Genomic DNA, 19,079 nt, shown 5'->3' on the forward strand with positions numbered 1-19,079 from the left:
CGAGAGCCGGGCCCGCACGGGAGGCCCCATGAACCAGATCATCGTCGTCGCCCTCATCTGCGCCGCCTCCGTCCAGGCCCCGGACTGCTCGCGCGAGACCGCCATCGACGTGGTGACGGGCCCGGCCCACACGCTCCAGGAATGCCTCGTCCAGGGTCCGGTCCTGGCGGCCAATGCCGGCTTCAAGGGCGAGGACGGGTCCTACCTGAAGACCCGGTGCGAGCAGAGGCGCTGAGCCGGGGCCGTCCGGCGAGCAGGTTTCGGTAGGCTGAAGGCACGATCATCAGTGTCCGGAGCGTCGCGCGTCGCCGCGCCGGTCAGGCCTTGACTTCGCAGGGCTGCGCGCCGGCCCGCCAGCCCCGGTATTCAACTTCAGTTCAAGGCGAGACAAACGAAATCTGCTTCGGCTCCGGACCGCGGCAGGTTAAAAGACCCGATCCAAGAAGACGCCACGCGAGCAGAGAACCATGTCCGCATCCCCCGCCATCCAGACCGAGCCGCAGGATCTCGTGGCCCTCACCAAGGCCGCCGGTGAAAGCGCGAAGGCGCTGGCCGCCGAGGCCACGCGCCGGGTCCGCACGCGGATCCTCGGGACGGACGGGCGGATCGACGCGGCCAAGCTCGAGGGCCAGCAGCACGCCGCCCACGGGCTCGCGTGGCTCGCGACCTACGCGGAGGCGGTGAACGAGCTCGGCGGCTACGCCGAGCGCCTGCAAGGGGAGGGCCGGTTCGGCGAGACCGAGGCGCTCCTCGTCCGGATCGGCGCCGGCGAGTATCTCGACCAGCTGTTCTCCGGCATCCCGATGAGCCAGGGCGAGATGGTCCGCGTCACCGGGTCGCTCGGTCTCTCCGCCAAGGAGGTGGCCCCGTACCGCACGGACGCGGTCGAGACTCTGATCGCCGAGGGCAACACCCCCGAGAACCGCGCCGCCCTGGTGGCGCTGATGCGCGACGGCGGCGGCTCGGCGACCGTCGGCGCCTCGGGCCTCGACGAGGACATGGAGGCAATCCGCTCCGAGATGCGCCGCTTCGGCAAGGCCGAGGTGGTCGATCAGGCGCACGAGTGGCACCTGAAGAACGCCTACATCCCGATGGAGATCGTGCAGAAGATGGCCGAACTCGGCGTCTTCGGCTTGACGATCCCCGAGGAGTACGGCGGCATGGGCCTGCCGAAGACCGCCATGTGCGTGGTCTCGGAGGAGCTGTCCCGCGCCTATATCGGCGTCGGCTCGCTGGGCACCCGCTCGGAGATCGCCGCGGAGCTGATCCTGTGCGGCGGCACCGAGGAGCAGAAGCAGCGCTTCCTGCCGAAGATCGCCTCCGGCGACATCCTGCCCACCGCTGTCTTCACCGAGCCGAACACCGGTTCCGACCTCGCGAGCCTGCGCACCCGCGCGGTGAAGGAGGGCGACGTCTGGAAGATCACCGGCAACAAGACCTGGATCACCCACCCGGTCCGCGCCGACATCATGACGGTGCTGGTGCGCACCAAACCCGAGGAGAAGGGCCACAAGGGCCTCTCCATGCTGATCGCCGAGAAGCCCCGCGGCACGGATGAGGATCCCTTCCCGGTCCAGGGCCTGTCGGGCGGCGAGATCGAGGTGCTCGGCTACCGCGGCATGAAGGAGTACGAGCTCGCCTTCGAGGGCTTCGAGGTGCCGGGCGGCAACCTGCTCGGCGAGGTCGAGGGCAAGGGCTTCGCCCAGCTGATGCAGACCTTCGAGTCGGCCCGCATCCAGACCGCGGCCCGCGCCATCGGCGTCGCCCAGTCGGCCCTCGACGTCGGCCTGCGCTACGCCGAGGAGCGGGTCCAGTTCGGTAAGGCGCTGGTGAACTTCCCGCGGGTGGCCGACAAGCTCGCCATGATGGCGGTGGAGATCAACATCGCCCGCCAGCTCACCTACTTCTCGGCCCGCGAGAAAGACGAGGGCAAGCGCTGCGACCTAGAGGCCGGGATGGCGAAGCTGCTCGGCGCCCGCGTCGCCTGGGCGGCGGCCGACAACGCCCTCCAGATCCACGGCGGCAACGGCTTCGCGCTCGAGTACCCGGTGAGCCGGATCCTGTGCGACGCGCGCATCCTCTCGATCTTCGAGGGCGCTGCGGAGATCCAGGCGCAGGTGATCGCCCGCCGGCTGCTCGAGTCTGCCTGAAATCCTGGCTAGAGCTTGGGAATAGTACGTATCATGGGATTATAAGTCGGCATATGAACCCGGCTTAAACGAAGTCCCTGCTTCCTGGCACCTGGTGAACAACTGGGGCGGCTCGGTGAGCGCGCAGCACGACGACGGACAGACGGGCAAGAACCTCCTCCGGCACTGGCAGGATTGCCGGACGCCGGGGGCGCCGATCCCGTCCTACGAGGCCGTCGTGCTCGGGAGCCTCGGCCGCCTCGCCGACCGGGCCGCCCTGGTGACGACCCGCGACGGGCGGGCCGCCCGGATCCTCTGGGCGGGCCAGGTCTTCGGCGCCTGGCTCGCGCAGGGTGCCGAAGGCGCGGAGGGCGCGTTGTCCGGGATCGTCCCGGCCGAGATCATCCCGACGGAGACCCTCCCAGTCGACGCGCTCCCGATCGAGCTGCGCGAGCCCGTCGACGAGATGGTCGCGGCCGCCCTCACGTCCGGCCAGCCCGCCTACGCCCGGTGCGATCGCCTCGCCGTCGGGGTGGTGACGTCGACCCGCCTCGTCGGCGTGCCCCTGGGCAACCGCTGGGGCGAGCCGTTCGTGCTGGTCGGGTTCGACGGGGCGAGCGTCCGGACCGAGCTGGTCCAGGCGATGTTCACCGCCACCGACCAGGGCATCCTGGCCCTCAGCACGGTCCGGGACGCGGCCGGCCGGCCGGTCGATTTCAAGATCGTCGCCCTCAACCGCGGGGCCGAGCGCCTGCTGGAGCGCCCCGCCGCCGCCCTGCAGTGGCAGCGCGTGGGCCAGCTCTTCCCGGGGGCCGTCACCGCGCGGACGATCGCGACGCTCGCCGCCATGGTCGAGCGGGGCGGGCGCGCGGCCTTCGAGCTGAGCCGTCCCCGCTCCGACGGCGGCACGCTCTACCTCAAGGTCGAGGCGGGCTGCGTCGGCGATCTCGTCTCGGTCACGATGACGGATGTCGGCGACATCAAGGCCCGAGAGGCCTCGTTCCGGCTCCTGTTCGAGAACAACCCGGTGCCGATGTGGGTCGTGGCCGACGCGCGCGACCGGTTCCTGGCGGTCAACGACGCGGCCGTCGCCCATTACGGCTACAGCCGCGAGCAGTTCCTGGAGCGGGCGCCGGCCGATCTCGCCATGGCCGCCGACGCGGCGCCGGCACCCGGCCTGCCGCCCACCGGCACCCTCCACCGTCGCGCCGACGGCTCCGCGATCGAGGTGTCCCTGTTCCAGCGGGCGATGCCGTTCGAGGGGCGGCAGGCCGTGCTCGAGGCCGCCATCGACATGACCGAGCGGCGCCGGGCCGAGGCCCGCATCGCCCACATGGCCCACCACGACGCGCTCACCGGGCTGCCGAACCGCGTGCTGTTCCGGGACCGCCTCGCCGAGGCGATCGCCCGCCACGCCCGGGACGGCGAGGCGGCGGTGCTGCTCTGCCTCGACCTCGACAAGTTCAAGATCGTCAACGACACGCTGGGCCACCCGGTCGGCGACGCGCTGCTGCGCGAGGCGGCCGAGCGGATCGCCGGCTGCCTGCGCGAGGACGACCTCGTGGCCCGGCTCGGCGGCGACGAGTTCGCCATCCTGGTGCGCGGGCCGGACCTCCCGGCGCTGGCCGACGGGCTGGTCGCGCGGGTGATCGCCGAGCTCGGCCGCCCCTTCCGGCTGGACGGCCAGGATTGCCACATCGGCACCAGCATCGGCGTCGCCTGTCTGCCCCGGGACGGCACTGATCCCGAGACGCTGATGAAGAACGCCGACCTCGCCCTCTACCGGGCGAAGGCCGAGGGCGGCGGCACCTTCCGGTGCTTCGAGCCGGAGATGGATGCCTGGGTGCAGGCGCGGCGGCGGCGCGAGAACGAGCTGCGCGAGGCTTTCGCTCGCGGCCAGTTCTCGCTGGTCTACCAGCCGCTGATGGATGCCCGCGCCGGTCGGATCCTCGCCTTCGAGGCGCTGCTGCGCTGGCACCACCCGGAGCACGGCTCGGTCTCTCCGGCCGAGTTCGTGCCGCTCGCCGAGGAGACCGGCCTGATCGTGCCGATCGGCGCCTGGGTGATGCAGACCGCCTTCGCCGAGGCGGCGACCTGGCCGGAGGCGATCCGGCTCGCCGTGAACCTCTCCCCGATCCAGTTCCGCAACCGCGACCTGGTCGAGACCGTGCGTGGGGCGCTCGCCGCCGCGGGGGTTGACCCGCGGCGCCTCGAGCTGGAGATCACCGAATCGGTCCTGCTCGCCGACAGCGCCGCCAACCTCGCGACGCTGCACGCGCTGCGGGCCATGGGCATCCGGATCGCGATGGACGATTTCGGCACCGGCTATTCCAGCCTCGGCTACCTGCGCAGCTTCCCGTTCGACAAGATCAAGCTCGACCGCTCCTTCGTGAGCCAGGTCGGCGAGAACACCCACTGCACGGCGATCGTGCGCGCGGTGGCGAGCCTGGGCACCAGCCTCGGCATCGCCACCACCGCCGAGGGCGTCGAGACCGCCGAGCAGCTCGCGATGCTCCGCGCCGAGGGCTACGACGAGGTTCAGGGCTTCCTGTTCAGCCGCGCGGTCCCGGGCCCCGAGGCCCGCCGCCTGATCGAGCGCGCGCGGGCGGCGGTCCCGGACGACCGGGCGGCCTGATCCGCCCGGCCCGCGCGGGACCTACTTGGTGACCTTCACCGAGACCGGGTCGCTCGACGGGAAGGTCTCCTCTAGGGCGTCGTCCAGGCGCTCGTTCAGCTTCTCCTGCTTGTTGTCGGGGTTCTTGGCGTCGCCCGGCTTGGCGCTGCCCTGCTGGAAGCCCGGCTTGGTCTCGTTCGGCTTGTGGGTCTCGGCCATGTCGCTCGCTCGTCCGTGACGGAGGCACGCAAGGGTGCCGGTGGGCATCAACGCGAGGGAGGGCGGGTGTTTCCGATCTTTCGGGCCTGATCGGTGCGCCCCGTCATCGCGCGCGCAGCGGAGCGACGCAGAACCGCGCCGCGTGCCGAGGCGACCCGCTGCCCTGGATTGCTCCGCCGCGCTCGCGAGGACGTGCGCACCGGAATCTCCGTCAGGCGGTCGCCAGCGGCCGCCCGAGCGGGCCGCGGGCCGGCGCGCGGGCCGCGGCCTCGCGCAGGACCGTCCCGTAGACGGCCTCGAGACGGTCGAGATGGGCATCCAGGGTCAGGGGGGCGGCCCAGTAGCGCTCGTGCGCGGCCCGGCCCATCCGGGCGGCGAGGCCGTCGTCGGTCAGGCGGCGCAGGTGCGCGGCGAGGTCGTCCGGGTCGCCCGAGCGGAACCAGAATCCGGTCTCGCCGTCGGCCACGGCCTCGCGACCCGCGCAGGCGTCGCTCACGATCACCGGCGCGCCGCAGGCGAGCGCCTCGTAGACGGTGAGCGGCTGGCCCTCGTACCAGACGCTCGGGAAGACCAGCGCCCGGGCCCGCCGCATCAGCGCCTGCACGGCCGCGGCGTCGCGCCAGCCGAGCATCACCGCCTCGGGATAGCGCGCCGCGAGCTCGGCCCGCTCGGGGCCGTCGCCCACGAAGGCCGCCCGCACGCCCGCCCGGCGGGCCGCCTCGGCGAAGATCGGCGCGCCCTTCTCGGTGGAGATCCGCCCGACGAACAGGAAGTCGCCCGGCGGCCCGTCGTGGACCGGCGCCGGCGCCACCGCGATGGGGTTGTCGACCCGGTGGAAGGCGGTGCCGCGGGGCAGGAGTGGCCGCACGACGCTCTCCTGCAGGTCGCTGATCGTGATGACGTGGGCGAACAGCTCCGGCAGCCGGGCCACGTGGGCGAGCCCGGCATGGCGGACCATCCGGGCCACCTTGCGCGGGTAGCTGCGCGCGTCGCAGTTCGCCACGATGCAGGCGGGCGACATCGGGGTGCGGTGGCAGATCCGCTGCGCCGGGTAGGCGTAGAAGCCGCCGGTCGGGCAGACGAGGAAGAACTCGTGCATCGTGTAGAGGCAGGGCAGCCCCGAGGCCCGGAGCGCGGTGCCGATCGACGGCGACAGCGCCTTGGCGAAGGCGTGGACGTGGACCAGCGTGTCGCGGGGATCGCAGGCGGCGAGTTCCGCCGCCAGGGCGCGGCAGGCCGGCCCGTTCCAGATCGCCTGGGCCGCGAAGGCGAGCTTGCTGCGCGCCGTGGTGACGTCGTCCTGGTCCAGGCAGACCACCCGGACGCCGGCCGGCTCGAGCCGCGGGTCCACCGGGCCGACCGCGGCGAACAGGCTGACGCGGACCCCCCGGGCGGCGAGCCCCAGGGCGGATTCGATGGCGACCTTGGCCTGGCCGCCGTTGATCGCGGCGTGGTCTGCGACGAGGACGACGTGCACGTCAGGACTTCCGCCGCTGCGATCCGGGACCGACAGCTGTATCCGGCCGCGGTTGATCGCCCGTAAACCGGTCTGCCCCATCCTCCCGGCGCGCGAGAGCGATCGATCCCCGGGAGGGTTCACCGTGCACGTCGTGATCCTGGCCGAGTTCGCGGCCGCCAGCGGCGGCGCCGAGAAGGTCGCGCTCGAATCGGCCCGCGGGCTCGCCGAGGCCGGCCTCGGCGTCACCTACATCCAGGCGATCCCGGGTCCCGTCGACCCGCTCCTCGACCATGCCGGCATCCGCCGGATCGACCTCGGTCTGCCCGACATCTGGTCGCTCGGCGCCGCGCGGGCCGCGGCCGCCGGGATCTGGCACGCGGCCGCCGCCCGCCGGCTCGCCGCCGCCCTCGCCGGCCTCGCGGTGCCGCCGGACTGCATCCACCTGCACCAGTGGACCCGGACCCTGTCGCCGGCGATCGTCCCGGTCCTGTCGGAGACCGGGGTGCCGCTGGTCGTCACGCTGCACGACTACGCCCTGGTCTGCCCGAACGGCGTCTACTACCGCTTCGACCGGGCCGAGCCCTGCGGGCTCGCGCCCCTGTCGGCCGCCTGCCTGGCGGCGCCCTGCGACCCGCGCAGCCGGGTGCATAAGGCCGTGCGCGTCGCCCGCGCCGCGGCGCTGCGTCAGGTCGTCGGCCGGGCCAGCCGGCGCCGCCCGCTCCACGTCGTCCATGTCTGCGACGCCAGCCGCCAGCGGCTCGGCGCCCTCCTCGGCCGCTACGCCCTGACGCATCACAGGATCGACAATCCCGTCCGGCTCCCGGAGGGGCCGGCGGCCGAGCCCGCCCGTGGCGACGCTATCGCCTATGTGGGGCGCCTCACCCGGGAGAAGGGCGCCGACCTCGTGGCCGACGCCGCCCGCGCCGCCGGGCTCCCGGCCCTGTTCATCGGCGCCGGGCCGCTGGAGGCGGAGCTGCGCGCCCGGGACGGCGTGGAGGTGATCGGCTGGCAGCGGCCCGAGGCGGTCTGGGCGACGCTCCGGACCCGCGCCCGGGCGCTCGCCGCGCCCTCCCGCTGGTACGAGACCGGGCCGCTAACGGTCTACGAGGCGCTGGCGGCCGGCATCCCGGTCGTCGCTTCCGACCGCTCCGGCGCCGCCGAGAAGGTCCGGCACGGCCGGACCGGCTTCGTGGTCGCGCCGGAGATCGCGCCCCTCGCCGAGGCGTTCGCTGCGCTCCGGAACGACGCCCTGGCGGCCGCCCTCGGGGCCGAGGCGCGCCGCCTCTTCCGGGTGGCCCCGATGGGTCTGGCGGCGCACACGGCGTCGCTCCGCGCACTCTATGCCGGCCTGGCCGAATCGGCGGCCGGTGCGATGCAGCATCCGTCCCGGCTCGCCCTGGATCAACGGTCCTGACTCCTCCGATGCGCTTGGTATACCAGAAGAATTCACGATCCGTTCGCGCCCATCTGGACAGGGAGATAGTTTTTTGCCAATCGGGTTTCCGCTGGGATCAGCAATCATAGCCGACTGAGTCAATGGTGTAGCTTGCTCGCAACCTGCTATCGGGCAGCGGCACCGTGCCGATGACTTCGTGACATCATCGGATCGGAACTTTATCGGGCCTCCGGATCCGTGAGTGCGCCCCGAACCTGCACTTGACTTCTTGTTGCAGTGCAACATATAGAGGGGCGTCAATGCGGACGCATGCGGCGTCCCGCTCCAAGGATGATGCTGGAGACATCGATGCAGACCCCGAACTTCGAGATCCCGACCGAGATGCGCGACTTCGCCGACAAGAGCGTCGATCAGGCCCGGACCGCCGTCGGCACCATGATGGCGAACGCCGTGAAGGCCGCCGAGCAGGTCCAGGCCTCGGGCCAGACCTTCCAGTCGACCCTCAGCGCCGCGGTCGCGAAGGGGTTCGATCACGCGCAGGCCAACGCCAACGCGACCTTCGACTTCGCCCAGAAGCTGGTGCGCACGAAGGATCTCCGCGAGGCGTTCGAGCTCCAGTCCGAGTTCGTCCGCAGCCAGTTCGCCGCCCTCCAGGCCCAGGCCAAGGATTACGGCACCCTGGCGCAGAACGCCGCCGCCCGCTGAGGCCGGCCGCCCCGGTCCGCGATCGGGGCACGAAGACCGGGATCCGGCAGGGCCGTCCAGGCCCGCCGGATCCCCCGCTCTGACGCCCGGGCGTCACGGGCCCGGCGCCGACACCGCCGGCGAGCCGGCCGCGCACGACCTCCGGCCGCCGTTCCGTCGGGATGGGCCGACGCCGACAGGAGGAGATCGCGCGATGGGAAAGCCGCGTCGACCGAGGAGCCGTCCCGCCGGGACGCCCCAGCCGTTGCAGGACGCGTCGGCCAACCCCGAGATCCCGGCCGCGAACGTCCCGATCGCGGCGGATGAACCCGCTCAAGCACCCGCAACAGCGCCTGACCAATCGCCTGACCACTCCGCCGAGGCCGTCCGGACCGGCGCCGAGACGGAGGACGCGGTCATGACCGCCGCGGCACCCGGTGGGGCGTCCGAAGCCGAGACCGCGCCCGACGGCGCGGTGGACGTCCCGTCCGACCCGGTGGCCACAGCCGCTACGACGACGTCCGAAGCCGAGTTCGAAGCCCGGTCCGAAGCCGAGTCCGGAACCGGGGCGGTGATCGACATCGCCCCCCCGCCGGTGCCGGGCGCGGGTCTGGGACTCGCCGCGGCCGCGAACCGAATCAGCTTCACCCCCGACCGCCTCGACGTCGTCGAGATCGGCTCGATCATCGCCCGCTACGTGCGCGGCGAGGGCGAGGCGGCCGTCGCGCATCTGCGGGCGCTCTCGGGTGCCCGCTCGCCGGCCGACGTCATCCGCCTGCAGGTCGGCGAGGTCCAGCGGGCCGCCGACGCGTCCCTGACCTGCTGGGTCACGGTGGTCGGGCAGGCGAGCCGGGTCGTCGCGTACCGCTGAGGCGCTGCGCGCGGGCGGCCGGGACTTGTCGCATCCCGGCCACAAGGCCGGCCCGATCGAACCCGCGGCGGCAACGGCCCGTTAACCAAGCCGGTCCCATGCCTTAACGGAGGGCACGGGAGACGACACCGGACCGATGCCGAACTGCGCGCGCCTGATCCGTTCCGCATGGCTCCGCCTCGCCGTCGCGCTCCTGCCGGCGCTGGCGGGGATGCCGGCTGCCGCGCAGAACGGCGAGAAGCCGGCCGTCGCCATCGGGGCCGACGTCGCGAGCCAGGCCGGCACCACGCGCCTCACCCTGACGCTGTCCCGGGCCGTCGAGGCCCGCGGCTTCGTGATGGAGCGGCCCGACCGGGCGGTGATCGACCTGCCCGAGGTCAACTTCCAGCTCGATTCCGGGACCGGCAGCCGCCGCGACGGCCTCGTGCAGAGCTTCCGCTACGGCCTGTTCGCGCCCGGGCGGTCCCGCATCGTGATCGACCTCACCGCGCCCGCCATCGTCGGGAAGATCGAGACCGCGACGCGGCCGCGCGACGGCGCGGTGCTGCTCACGATCCCGCTGCAGCGCGCCGACCGCGACGCGTTCCGCAAGGCCGCCGCCACCGCCGATCCCGCCCCCGCCCAGGCCCGCGCCGCGCCGCCGGAGCCCGCCGACCAGCGGCCGCTGATCATGGTCGATGCCGGCCACGGCGGCACCGATCCCGGCGCCATCGCGGTGGGCGGCGTGTTCGAGAAGGACATCGTGTTCGGCTTCGCCCAGGCCCTCGTGGCGAAGCTGGAGGCGGGCGGCCGCTACCGGGTCCGGATGACCCGCGACCGCGACGTTTTCGTGCCGCTGGCCGAGCGGGTGCGCCTCGCCCGCGACGCCAGAGCCGACCTGTTCGTGTCGATCCACGCGGACTCGATCTCGGCGGCCCCCCAGGTGAGCGGCGCCACGATCTACACCAATTCCGAGAAGGCCACGGACGCCGAATCCGCCAAGCTCGCCGAGCGCGAGAACCGGGCGGATTCCGCCGCGGGCGTCGACGCCGCCGAGGCGCCGCCGGACATCGCCGACATCCTGCAGGAGCTGACCCTGCGCGAGACGCGGGGCTTCTCGTCGGGCTTCGCCCGCACGCTGATGGGCCAGCTCGCCCCCGTGATGAAGATGAGCGCCAAGCCCCACCGCGAGGCGCGCTTCGTGGTGCTGCGCTCCCCCGACGTGCCGAGCGTGCTCGTGGAACTCGGCTACCTCTCCAGCAAGCGCGACCTGGAGATGCTGCAATCGCCGGAGTGGCGGGCCGACGTCACCGGCTCCATGGCCAAGGCGATCGACCAGTTCTTCACCAACCGCGCCACGCTCGGCCGGCCGGCCCCGACGCGCCGCGCGGCCGCCGCCGCCCCAGTTTCACCATAGATAGAGTGTCGATACGGGACGTCCGACGCCCCGTCGCACGGCCGCCGAAACCGGCATTCCGAGGGGGTCTCACGGGACCGTCCGGGGGCCGGCCGCGCAGCGCGCGGGGTGCACGCGCCGGATGAGCCGATTCCGGCATTCGGCCGGGCCAGCGACGAGCGGAACACCGGATGCGTCTGATCCTCCGTTTCTTTGGGATCCTGTTCAGCGCCGCCGCGGTGCTGTTCGTGGTCGGCGCGGCGGTGGGCGGTTACTTCTACTGGAAGTACAGCCAGGACCTGCCCGACCACGCCGCGCTATCCAATTACGAGCCGCCGGTGATGACCCGCGTCCACGCGGCGGACGGCTCGCTGCTGGCCGAGTACGCCCGCGAGCGCCGGCTGTACCTGCCGATCCAGGCGATGCCGAAGATCGTCGTGGCGGCCTTCCTGTCGGCCGAGGACAAGAACTTCTACAAGCACGGCGGCATCGACCCCGAGGGGATCGTGCGCGCCTTCCTGACCAACGCCAAGTCGGGCAAGCGGCAGGGCGCCTCGACCATCACCCAGCAGGTCGCCAAGAACTTCCTGCTCTCCTCAGAGCAGACCTACGACCGCAAGATCAAGGAGGCGCTGCTGGCGCTCCGCATCGAGGCGGCCTACTCGAAGGACAAGATCCTCGAGCTCTACCTCAACGAGATCTTCCTCGGCACGATCGTGCCGGGCCGCAACCTGCACGGCGTCGCGGCCGCCGCGCTCGACTATTTCGGCAAGTCGGTCCACGAGCTGACCATCAACGAGGCGGCCTACCTCGCCGCCCTGCCGAAGGGTCCGAACAACTACCACCCCTACCGCAAGACCCAGGCGGCCCTCGACCGCCGCAACGAGATCATCCGCCTGATGGCGGAGAACGGCTACATCACCCGGGAGGAGGCGGAGTCCGCCAAGAAGATGCCGCTCGGCGTCAACCCGCGCGTCGCCTTCCCGAACGCCGCCAACGCCAACTACTTCACCGAGGAGGTCCGCCGCGAGATCTCCGAGCGCTACGGCGAGAAGAAGCTCTACGAGGGCGGCCTCTCGGTGCGCACGACCCTCGACCCGAAGATGCAGGCCTGGGCCCGCAAGGCGCTGGTCGACGGCCTCGTGCGCTACGACCAGGCCCATGGCTGGCGCGGTCCGGTCACCAAGGTCGACCTGACCGGGCGCGACTGGGGCATGGCGGCGGCCGAAGTTCCGGCGCTCGGCGACGTGGCGCCCTGGCGGCTCGCCGTGGTGCTGGGCAACGGCGGCGGCGGCGTGCAGATCGGCCTGCAGCCCCGGCGCGAGGCCTCCGGCCAGGTCGGCAAGGACCGCGAGACCGGCGTGATCACCCCCGAGGGCATGCGCTGGGCCGGCCGCGCCAACCTCCAGGCCGGCGACATGGTCTACGTCGAGGCGATGGACGGCGGCCGCGGGCAGTTCCGCCTGCGCCAGAAGCCCGAGGTCTCCGGCGCCATCGTGGCCATGGACCCGAATACGGGCCGCGTCCACGCGATGGTCGGCGGCTTCTCGTACGACGAATCCGAGTTCAACCGCGCCACCCAGGCGATGCGCCAGCCCGGCTCCTCGTTCAAGCCGATCGTCTACTCGGCGGCGCTGGACAACGGCTACACCCCCGCCTCGATCATCCAGGACACCCCGATCACCATCGAGGCCGGCCCCGGCCAGGAGGCCTGGACGCCCTCGAACTACGACGGCAAGTCGGGCGGCCCGCACACCCTGCGCTACGGCATCGAGCACTCGAAGAACCTGATGACGGTCCGGCTCGCCAAGGATGTCGGCATGCCGCTCATCGCCGAGTACGCCCGCCGCTTCGGCGTCTACGACGACATGCTGCCGGTGCTGCCCATGTCGCTCGGCGCGGGCGAGACCACGGTCATGCGCATGGTCACCGCCTACTCGATGCTGGCCAACGGCGGCCGGCGCATCCGGCCGACCCTGATCGACCGGATCCAGGACCGCATCGGCGAGACGATCTACCGGCACGACAACCGAAAATGCATCGGTTGCGACGCCGAGAAGTGGTCGGGCCAGGACGAGCCGAAGCTGGTGGACGATTCCGAGCAGGTGCTCGACCCGCTAACCGCCTACCAGATGGTCTCGATCATGGAGGGCGTGGTCCAGCGCGGCACCGCCACGATCCTGAAGCAGATCGGCAAGCCGCTCGCCGGCAAGACCGGCACGACGAACGACGCCAAGGACGCGTGGTTCGTGGGCTTCTCGCCGGACCTGGCGGTCGGCATCTATATCGGCTTCGACAAGCCCCGCTCGCTCGGCGACCGCGCCACCGGCGGCGGCCTGGCGGCGCCGATCGCCCTGGAGTTCCTGAAGACGGCCCTCAAGGACAAGCCGCCGACGCCGTTCCGTGTGCCCCCGGGGATCAAGCTGATCCGCATCAACCTCGCGAGCGGCACCCGCGCCGGCTCGGGGGAGGGCGCCGGGACGATCCTGGAGGCGTTCAAGCCGGGCACCGCGCCGCCGGATTCCTACTCGGCGCCGTCCTCCGGCGGCGGTGGCGGCCAGGCGGCCGCCCCGGCGGCGGTCGCGCCCGATCCCGACCGGGCCGCGCAGGCCGGCGGGCTGTACTGAGGCGGCTCGCCCCCGCCCAACTCCCTCTCTGCCGAGAGGGCTTCCGGCCAAGATCGCTATTAACCCAGGTCGGGTCCTCCGGCCTGGGCTTTCGCGTACGGATCCGGGGCGACGGTGCGACGGACGGGGCATCGCCGGGTCGAGCGGCCCGCGACCGTGACCGACGCCGTCCGGGAGCGCGCAGCTTTGTCCGAAGGGCCGGATGGCGGGGCGGCCATGTCCGCGCGGGCCGTTCTCGGGCGAGACCCGCCCCTCGGCACCGACCCGCGTCGCGCTCCGCAGGCGCACAGAAAAAAGCCGCCCCGGAGGGAGCGGCTCGAGGAGTCATCAGGGAGGCATCAAAACAGAGCGGACCAACATGTCCAACTCGACATCCAGATCACTGGATGCCTGTTTATGCCTCGAAAACCTTAATGCGAAGTTAAGACGCGTTTTCGCGCGTCGATCTCAGGCCGCCAGACTGTCGAAAAGCCCGCGCCCGTCGGTCCCGCCGACCAGATCCTCGACGAAGTTCTCCGGGTGCGGCATCATCCCGAGGACGTTCCCGGTCTCCGACAGGACGCCTGCGATGGCGTTGAGGGAGCCGTTGCGGTTCGCCTCGACGGTGATCGCGCCGGTCGCGTCGCAGTAGCGGAAGGCGACCCGGCCCTCGCCCTCGATCCGCGCAAGCGTCTCGGGATCGGCGAAGTAGTTGCCTTCGCCGTGGGCGACGCAGACGTTGATCACCTGGCCCTGCGTGTAGGCGCTGGTAAAGCGGGTATCGGTGCGCTCCACCCGGAGCGTCTGCCGGTGGCAGATGAAGCGCCGGTCGATGTTGCGCATCAGCACGCCGGGCAGCAGGCCCGATTCGCACAGGATCTGGAAGCCGTTGCAGATGCCGAGCACGAGGCCGCCGCGGGCCGCGTGGGCCCGGACCGCGTCCATGGCGGCGGCCCGGCCGGCGATGGCGCCGCAGCGCAGGTAGTCGCCGTACGAGAAGCCGCCGGGCAGGACGGCGAGGTCGGTGCCGGCGGGGAGCGCGTGGTCCGCGTGCCAGACGAGGCTCACCTGCGCGCCGGAGCGCCGCAGGGCCCGGACGACGTCCGACTCGCGGTTGGAACCCGGGAAGACGACGACCGCGGCGCGCATCAGAGGATCTCGATCGCGTAGTTCTCGACGACGGTGTTGGCCAGGAGCTTCTCGCAGGCCGTGCGCAGCGTCGCCTCGGCGGCGGCGCCGTCGGCCGCCGACACCTCGATGTCGAAGACCTTGCCCTGCCGGACGCCGTCGACGCCCTCGATGCCGAGGGACCTGAGGGCGGCCTCGATCGCCTTGCCCTGCGGGTCCAGCACACCGGTCTTCAGGGTGACGATGATACGGGCTTTCATGGATCTACGGGTCTCACGCGTGTCAGGACGGGGGTGTGACCTGCGACAACGTCACACAGACCGGCGCCGGTCGCTTCTAACAGGAAGGCCGGCGCACTGTCGAACACGCCGCACGCATAGGGATCATTCCGCCGCTGGATGCAACTTGAACGAAGAAGCCGTCCGCAGGCGCTCGTTCAGCGATGCGCCGCCGGCGCCGGGCCCCGCAGGGGCTCGATGCTGGTCGCCCGGCGCCAGAGCTGGAGCATGATCCAGGCCGCGAACAGGCTGAACAGCCCCATCAGGACGTGCCCGACCCGGTCGCCGAGATCGAAGATGCCCGCGATGGCCCAGCCCGCCGCGATGGCCACGGCGAACACCTCGGTGCCGACGAGGACCATCATGCTGATGATGGTGATGGCGTTGCGCCCGTTCACGAGATCCGCCCTCGAAAAGATTTCGGGCCCCGGACGAACCGTCCGGGACCCGCGCAGCTAGCCCACAGAGGTGGGGCGATGCAACCGACCGGACGGCGCCGGAGCGGTCCGGCCTCAGCGCGGCGCGCGCTTGGCCAGGATCCGCTGCAGGGTCCGCCGGTGCATGTTGAGGCGCCGGGCGGTCTCGCTGACGTTGCGGCTGCACAGTTCGTAGACGCGCTGGATGTGCTCCCAGCGGACCCGGTCGGCCGACATCGGGTTCTCGGGCGGGTCGGCCCGCTCGCCCGGCTGCGCCATCAGCGTGCCGTGGATCTCGTCGGCGTCGGCGGGCTTGGCGAGGTAGTCGAAGGCGCCGAGCTTCACCGCGGTGACCGCGGTGGCGATGTTGCCGTAGCCGGTGAGGATCACGCCGCGGGCCTCGGGCCGGCGCTCCTTGAGGCGGGCGATCACGTCGAGGCCGTTGCCGTCGCCGAGGCGCATGTCGATCACCGCGAAGGCGGGCGCGCGCGCCTCGACGGCGGAGACGCCGTCCGCGACGCTGTCGGCCACCTGCACGTGGTAGCCGCGGCTCTCCATGGCGCGCGCGAGGCGGGTCTGGAAGGGCTTGTCGTCGTCGACGATCAGCAGGCTGCGGTCGGAGAAGGCGGCCAGCGGATCGGCATCGTTGATCACGGCGGGGTCGGTCGCCGCCGAGGTCCCGGGCTGCGTGAGCATCCGGCACTCCTTTCGGGTTTTCGTCGTCGGGTTCTTGGTCTGTCCCTCATATAGGTACGGCATCGCCCGGTGGCAGGGGGGCGCGGATACTGAGTTCCGGAGAATGTCGCGGCGCGGCGCCGCGCTCGAAGATGTGCCGGGCCCAGGAGACGCGCACGATCGCCCCGTGGGCGTCCGGCGCCGCGACGTTCATCAGGGCGAGCTGCGCTCCCGAGCGCTCGATCAGGGTCTTGGCGATGAACAGCCCGAGGCCGAGGCCGGCCCCCACGGTCCCACCGGATTGCGGCCGGTCGTGGCTGCGGGTGGTCACGTAGGGCTCGCCCGCCCGCAGCAGCACCTCGCTGGAGAAGCCCGGGCCGTCGTCGCGGATCTCGATCCAGACCCGGTCGGGCGTCCAGCGCCCCTCGACGGTGACGCCGGCCTCGGCGAAGTCGACGGAGTTGTCGAGGATGTTGGCGAGCCCGAACATGACGCCCGGGTTGCGCCGGCACGCCGGCTCCGGCCCCTCGCCGGCGCTGGTGACGGCGAGGGCAGCGCCGAGTGCCCGCTGCGGCGCCACCAGCTCCTCCACGAGGTGGCTGAACGTCACCGTCTCCAGGAAGCCGGCCCCGGCCCCGTCCCCGTCGAGGGAGGTCAGCTTGCCGAGGATGCCGCGGCAGCGGTCGACCTGCTCGCGCAGCAGGTTGAGATCCTCCGCCACCGCCGGCGAGGCGGTGGGGCCGAGCTGGCGGATCAGCTCCTTGGTCACCACCATGATCGTGCCCAGCGGCGTGCCCAATTCGTGGGCAGCCGCGGCCGCGAGCCCGTCGAGCTGCGACAGGTGCTGCTCGCGGGCGAGCACCAGCTCGGTGGCGGCGAGCGCCTGGGCGAGGAGCCGGGTCTCCTCGGCGACCCGCCACGCGTAGACGCCCGTGAAGGCGGTGCCGAGCAGGATCGCGGTCCAGACGCCGGAGACGTACAGGAACGGCAGCTCGATCCGCCCGTCCGCGAACCAGGGCAGGGGCCGGTGCACCAGGGCGAGCAGCGTCGCGAGGCCCACCGCTAGGAGGCCCAGCGCCAGGGTCCGCTCGGGGGGCAGGGCGGTGGCGGAGATCAGCACGGGCGCGAGGAACAGCAGCGAGAACGGGTTCTGGAGCCCGCCCGTGAGGAACAGCAGGGCCGCGAGTTGCACGATGTCGAAGGCGAGAAGCAGGGCCGCGGAATCGTCGCTGAGCCGGTAGCTCGCCGGGAAGCGGATCCGCAGGGCGAGGTTCAGCCAAGACGAGGTGGCGATCACTAGGAAGCACCAGCCGAACGGCAGCGGCAGGCCGAGGCCGAACTGCGCCCCGACGACCGCCGCGCTCTGGCCCGTGATGGCGAGCCAGCGCAGGCGGACGAAGGTGTCGAGCCGCAGGTGTCGCGCGTCGCGACCGAGGCCGCTGAGATCGGTATCGGGCATGGGCTGTAATGGGCTGTATCGGTGCGTCGCCGGACGGACCCGCCGGCGCGGCGTCCCGTGGACTCCCTTCGCATGACGCGGCGATGGGAATCCCGGCTCACCGCCCCGGACACGTCGTCGCTGGCGGACGATCGCCCGCGGACGTGGTCACAGGCAAGTCGCCGCAGCTCCGGGATGTTCCGCCCGCGTTCAGGGTGGAGCATTATCCTACCGACTCGGGTTGCAGGGGGTATGGGCCGCGCGGCTCGATGCCCGCGGCCGGAGCGAGACCGCGAGGTGACGATGCTGCTGGCCTATTCCCTGTACGAGGGCGCGCGCGCCCTGATGGCACCCGCCCGCGTCGCCGCCGACCTCACCCGCTACGGGCTGCAGATGCCGGGCAATCCCCTGGCCTACGGACCCTATGCCCGCGCGGTCAGCGCCGGCTGCGAGATGTTCGAGCGCGTCACCCGCCAGTACGGCAAGCCCGCCTTCGGCTTCACCGAGACGGTGGTGGACGGCGCGGCGGTCCCGGTCACCGAGCGGGTGGTCTGGGAGCGGCCGTTCTGCCGCCTGATCGCCTTCGACCGCGCGTTCCCGGCGGCCCCCGCGGAGCCGCAGCCCAAGCTGCTGATCGTCGCGCCGATGTCGGGGCACTACGCCACGCTGCTGCGCGGCACCGTCGAGGCGATGCTGCCGAACCATCGCGTGTTCATCACCGACTGGACCGACGCCCGGATGGTGCCGCTCTTCGCGGGCCAGTTCGATCTCGACGACTACATCGACTACCTGCAGGAGATGTTCGCGGTCCTCGGGCCGGACCTGCACGTCATGGCGGTGTGCCAGCCGGCGGTGCCGGTCTTCGCCGCGGTGGCGCTGATGGAGGCGGCCGACGAGCCGGCGGTGCCGACCTCCATGACCCTGATGGGCGGCCCGATCGACACCCGCCGCTCGCCCACCGCGGTGAACTGCCTCGCGCAGGAGCGCGGCCAGAAGTGGTTCGAGCAGAACACGATCAGCCTCGTGCCGCCGATCTACCCGGGCGCGTGGCGCCGGGTCTATCCGGGCTTCCTGCAGCTGTCGGGCTTCATGGCGATGAACCTCGACCGCCACGTCACCGCCCATTCGGACATGTTCGACCATCTGGTGACGGGCGACGGCGACTCGGCCGAGAAGCACCGCGAGTTCTACGACGAGTACCTCGCCGTGATGGACCTGACGGCCGAGTACTACCTCCAGACCGTGCAGACCGTGTTCGTCGACCACGCCCTGCCGACGGGACAGATGACGCACCGCGGCACGCCGGTCGATCTCGGCGCCATCCGCCGCTGCGCGATCCTGGCGGTCGAGGGCGAGAACGACGACATCTCCGGCGTCGGCCAGACCAAGGCGGCCCTCGACCTGACGCCGAACCTTCCGGAAGCGCGCAAGGCCTACCACCTCCAGGCCGGCGTCGGCCATTACGGGGTGTTCAACGGCTCGCGCTACCGGTCGGTGATCGCCCCCCGCATCGCGGCCTTCATCCGCGCCATGCAGGCGGTTCCGGGCGCGCGGGGCGGCCACCTGCGGCAGGTGGGCTGAGGCGTCCATTCCGGTGCCCGCCGCCCCGGCTGGCCCTCCTCCGCGGGGGGCTCGCGGACTCACACAGCGCAGGCCGAAGGGCGAGGGGATCTCCGGCCTCACGCTCGATCCCAAGCTGCGAAACGCTGTGCGATCCCGTTTCCGATCGATGAAGTCGGCATAGCCGTCATCGCTGCGCTCGCGATGACGGTGCGGGACATGTCGACCGAG

At 71.9% G+C, this 19,079-nt stretch carries 16 protein-coding genes; 9 read left to right on the top strand and 7 right to left on the bottom strand.

Annotated features, from left to right (window positions below; translation table 11 throughout):
* Positions 1–28: 28 nt before the first annotated feature.
* The 3 genes from ACLBYB_RS19745 to ACLBYB_RS19755 all read left to right on the top strand — a co-directional run bounded on the left by ACLBYB_RS19745 (position 29) and on the right by ACLBYB_RS19755 (position 4,764).
* Positions 29–235: a hypothetical protein gene (locus ACLBYB_RS19745; protein WP_012321270.1), complete on the top strand. Its 207-nt coding sequence runs from the start codon at positions 29–31 to the stop codon at positions 233–235.
* Between the two features lie 232 nt (positions 236–467).
* Positions 468–2,150 (top strand): acyl-CoA dehydrogenase family protein, encoded by a 1,683-nt coding sequence (locus ACLBYB_RS19750; RefSeq protein WP_100252510.1) that lies wholly within the window; start codon positions 468–470, stop codon positions 2,148–2,150.
* A 94-nt stretch (positions 2,151–2,244) separates the two neighbouring features.
* Entirely contained in the window at positions 2,245–4,764 is a 2,520-nt protein-coding gene (locus ACLBYB_RS19755) for a putative bifunctional diguanylate cyclase/phosphodiesterase (RefSeq protein ID WP_447699747.1), read from the top strand.
* A 21-nt stretch (positions 4,765–4,785) separates the two neighbouring features.
* Here the strand turns inward: ACLBYB_RS19755 and ACLBYB_RS19760 are convergent, their stop codons facing one another.
* Together ACLBYB_RS19760 and ACLBYB_RS19765 are read right to left on the bottom strand one after the other, a co-directional pair.
* Positions 4,786–4,962 carry a hypothetical protein gene (locus ACLBYB_RS19760; protein WP_165923182.1) on the bottom strand — a complete coding sequence of 59 codons (177 nt, stop codon included), beginning with the start codon at positions 4,960–4,962 and terminating at the stop codon, positions 4,786–4,788.
* Between the two features lie 211 nt (positions 4,963–5,173).
* Positions 5,174–6,439, bottom strand: a complete 1,266-nt coding sequence (locus ACLBYB_RS19765; RefSeq protein WP_447699748.1) for a glycosyltransferase family 4 protein — start codon at positions 6,437–6,439, stop codon at positions 5,174–5,176.
* Between the two features lie 124 nt (positions 6,440–6,563).
* Between ACLBYB_RS19765 and ACLBYB_RS19770 the strand changes: the two genes are divergently transcribed.
* The 5 genes from ACLBYB_RS19770 (at position 6,564) to ACLBYB_RS19790 (ending at position 13,374) form a co-directional block, all read left to right on the top strand.
* A complete protein-coding gene (locus ACLBYB_RS19770; RefSeq protein WP_447699749.1) occupies positions 6,564–7,835 on the top strand; it encodes a glycosyltransferase in 1,272 nt (423 codons plus the stop codon).
* 330 nt (positions 7,836–8,165) lie between these two features.
* Positions 8,166–8,522, top strand: coding sequence for a phasin (locus tag ACLBYB_RS19775; protein ID WP_026605054.1), 357 nt, complete (start codon positions 8,166–8,168; stop codon positions 8,520–8,522).
* 397 nt (positions 8,523–8,919) lie between these two features.
* Complete coding sequence (locus ACLBYB_RS19780; protein WP_447699750.1) at positions 8,920–9,372, top strand: hypothetical protein; 453 nt, start codon at positions 8,920–8,922, stop codon at positions 9,370–9,372.
* 136 nt (positions 9,373–9,508) lie between these two features.
* Positions 9,509–10,768 carry an N-acetylmuramoyl-L-alanine amidase gene (locus ACLBYB_RS19785; RefSeq protein ID WP_447699751.1) on the top strand — a complete coding sequence of 420 codons (1,260 nt, stop codon included), beginning with the start codon at positions 9,509–9,511 and terminating at the stop codon, positions 10,766–10,768.
* Positions 10,769–10,938: 170 nt separating this feature from the next.
* Complete coding sequence (locus ACLBYB_RS19790) at positions 10,939–13,374, top strand: penicillin-binding protein 1A (protein WP_103985566.1); 2,436 nt, start codon at positions 10,939–10,941, stop codon at positions 13,372–13,374.
* 447 nt (positions 13,375–13,821) lie between these two features.
* Here the strand turns inward: ACLBYB_RS19790 and purQ are convergent, their stop codons facing one another.
* The 5 genes from purQ to ACLBYB_RS19815 form a co-directional block, all read right to left on the bottom strand.
* On the bottom strand, positions 13,822–14,502 hold the full coding sequence (purQ, locus tag ACLBYB_RS19795; RefSeq protein WP_447699752.1) for a phosphoribosylformylglycinamidine synthase subunit PurQ: 681 nt from the start codon (positions 14,500–14,502) through the stop codon (positions 13,822–13,824).
* The gene (gene purS / locus ACLBYB_RS19800; RefSeq protein ID WP_020093986.1) at positions 14,502–14,741 is read right to left on the bottom strand and encodes a phosphoribosylformylglycinamidine synthase subunit PurS; all 240 of its coding nucleotides are present in this window, start codon (positions 14,739–14,741) and stop codon (positions 14,502–14,504) included. Before purS ends, purQ begins: the two co-directional genes overlap by 1 nt.
* A 176-nt stretch (positions 14,742–14,917) precedes the next feature.
* A complete protein-coding gene (locus ACLBYB_RS19805) occupies positions 14,918–15,157 on the bottom strand; it encodes a hypothetical protein (protein WP_012321282.1) in 240 nt (79 codons plus the stop codon).
* Positions 15,158–15,271: 114 nt separating this feature from the next.
* Entirely contained in the window at positions 15,272–15,871 is a 600-nt protein-coding gene (locus ACLBYB_RS19810; RefSeq protein ID WP_012321283.1) for an ActR/PrrA/RegA family redox response regulator transcription factor, read from the bottom strand.
* A 46-nt stretch (positions 15,872–15,917) separates the two neighbouring features.
* Positions 15,918–17,309, bottom strand: coding sequence for an ActS/PrrB/RegB family redox-sensitive histidine kinase (locus ACLBYB_RS19815; RefSeq protein WP_447699753.1), 1,392 nt, complete (start codon positions 17,307–17,309; stop codon positions 15,918–15,920).
* A gap of 282 nt (positions 17,310–17,591) precedes the next feature.
* On the opposite strand from ACLBYB_RS19815, the gene ACLBYB_RS19820 reads away from it, so the two are divergent.
* On the top strand, positions 17,592–18,869 hold the full coding sequence (locus ACLBYB_RS19820) for a polyhydroxyalkanoate depolymerase (protein WP_020093984.1): 1,278 nt from the start codon (positions 17,592–17,594) through the stop codon (positions 18,867–18,869).
* Positions 18,870–19,079 lie beyond the last annotated feature (210 nt).

Source organism: Methylobacterium sp. D54C (assembly GCF_053345595.1).

Bases quoted from the DNA above. Each gene is read 5' to 3' on its own strand.
- ACLBYB_RS19745 (WP_012321270.1), top strand. From the start codon at position 29: ATGAACCAGATCATCGTCGTCGCCCTCATCTGCGCCGCCTCCGTCCAG.
- ACLBYB_RS19750 (WP_100252510.1), top strand. From the start codon at position 468: ATGTCCGCATCCCCCGCCATCCAGACCGAGCCGCAGGATCTCGTGGCC.
- ACLBYB_RS19760 (WP_165923182.1), bottom strand. From the start codon at position 4,962: ATGGCCGAGACCCACAAGCCGAACGAGACCAAGCCGGGCTTCCAGCAG.
- ACLBYB_RS19775 (WP_026605054.1), top strand. From the start codon at position 8,166: ATGCAGACCCCGAACTTCGAGATCCCGACCGAGATGCGCGACTTCGCC.
- ACLBYB_RS19780 (WP_447699750.1), top strand. From the start codon at position 8,920: ATGACCGCCGCGGCACCCGGTGGGGCGTCCGAAGCCGAGACCGCGCCC.
- ACLBYB_RS19785 (WP_447699751.1), top strand. From the start codon at position 9,509: ATGCCGAACTGCGCGCGCCTGATCCGTTCCGCATGGCTCCGCCTCGCC.
- ACLBYB_RS19790 (WP_103985566.1), top strand. From the start codon at position 10,939: ATGCGTCTGATCCTCCGTTTCTTTGGGATCCTGTTCAGCGCCGCCGCG.
- purQ (WP_447699752.1), bottom strand. From the start codon at position 14,502: ATGCGCGCCGCGGTCGTCGTCTTCCCGGGTTCCAACCGCGAGTCGGAC.
- purS (WP_020093986.1), bottom strand. From the start codon at position 14,741: ATGAAAGCCCGTATCATCGTCACCCTGAAGACCGGTGTGCTGGACCCG.
- ACLBYB_RS19810 (WP_012321283.1), bottom strand. From the start codon at position 15,871: ATGCTCACGCAGCCCGGGACCTCGGCGGCGACCGACCCCGCCGTGATC.
- ACLBYB_RS19815 (WP_447699753.1), bottom strand. From the start codon at position 17,309: ATGCCCGATACCGATCTCAGCGGCCTCGGTCGCGACGCGCGACACCTG.
- ACLBYB_RS19820 (WP_020093984.1), top strand. From the start codon at position 17,592: ATGCTGCTGGCCTATTCCCTGTACGAGGGCGCGCGCGCCCTGATGGCA.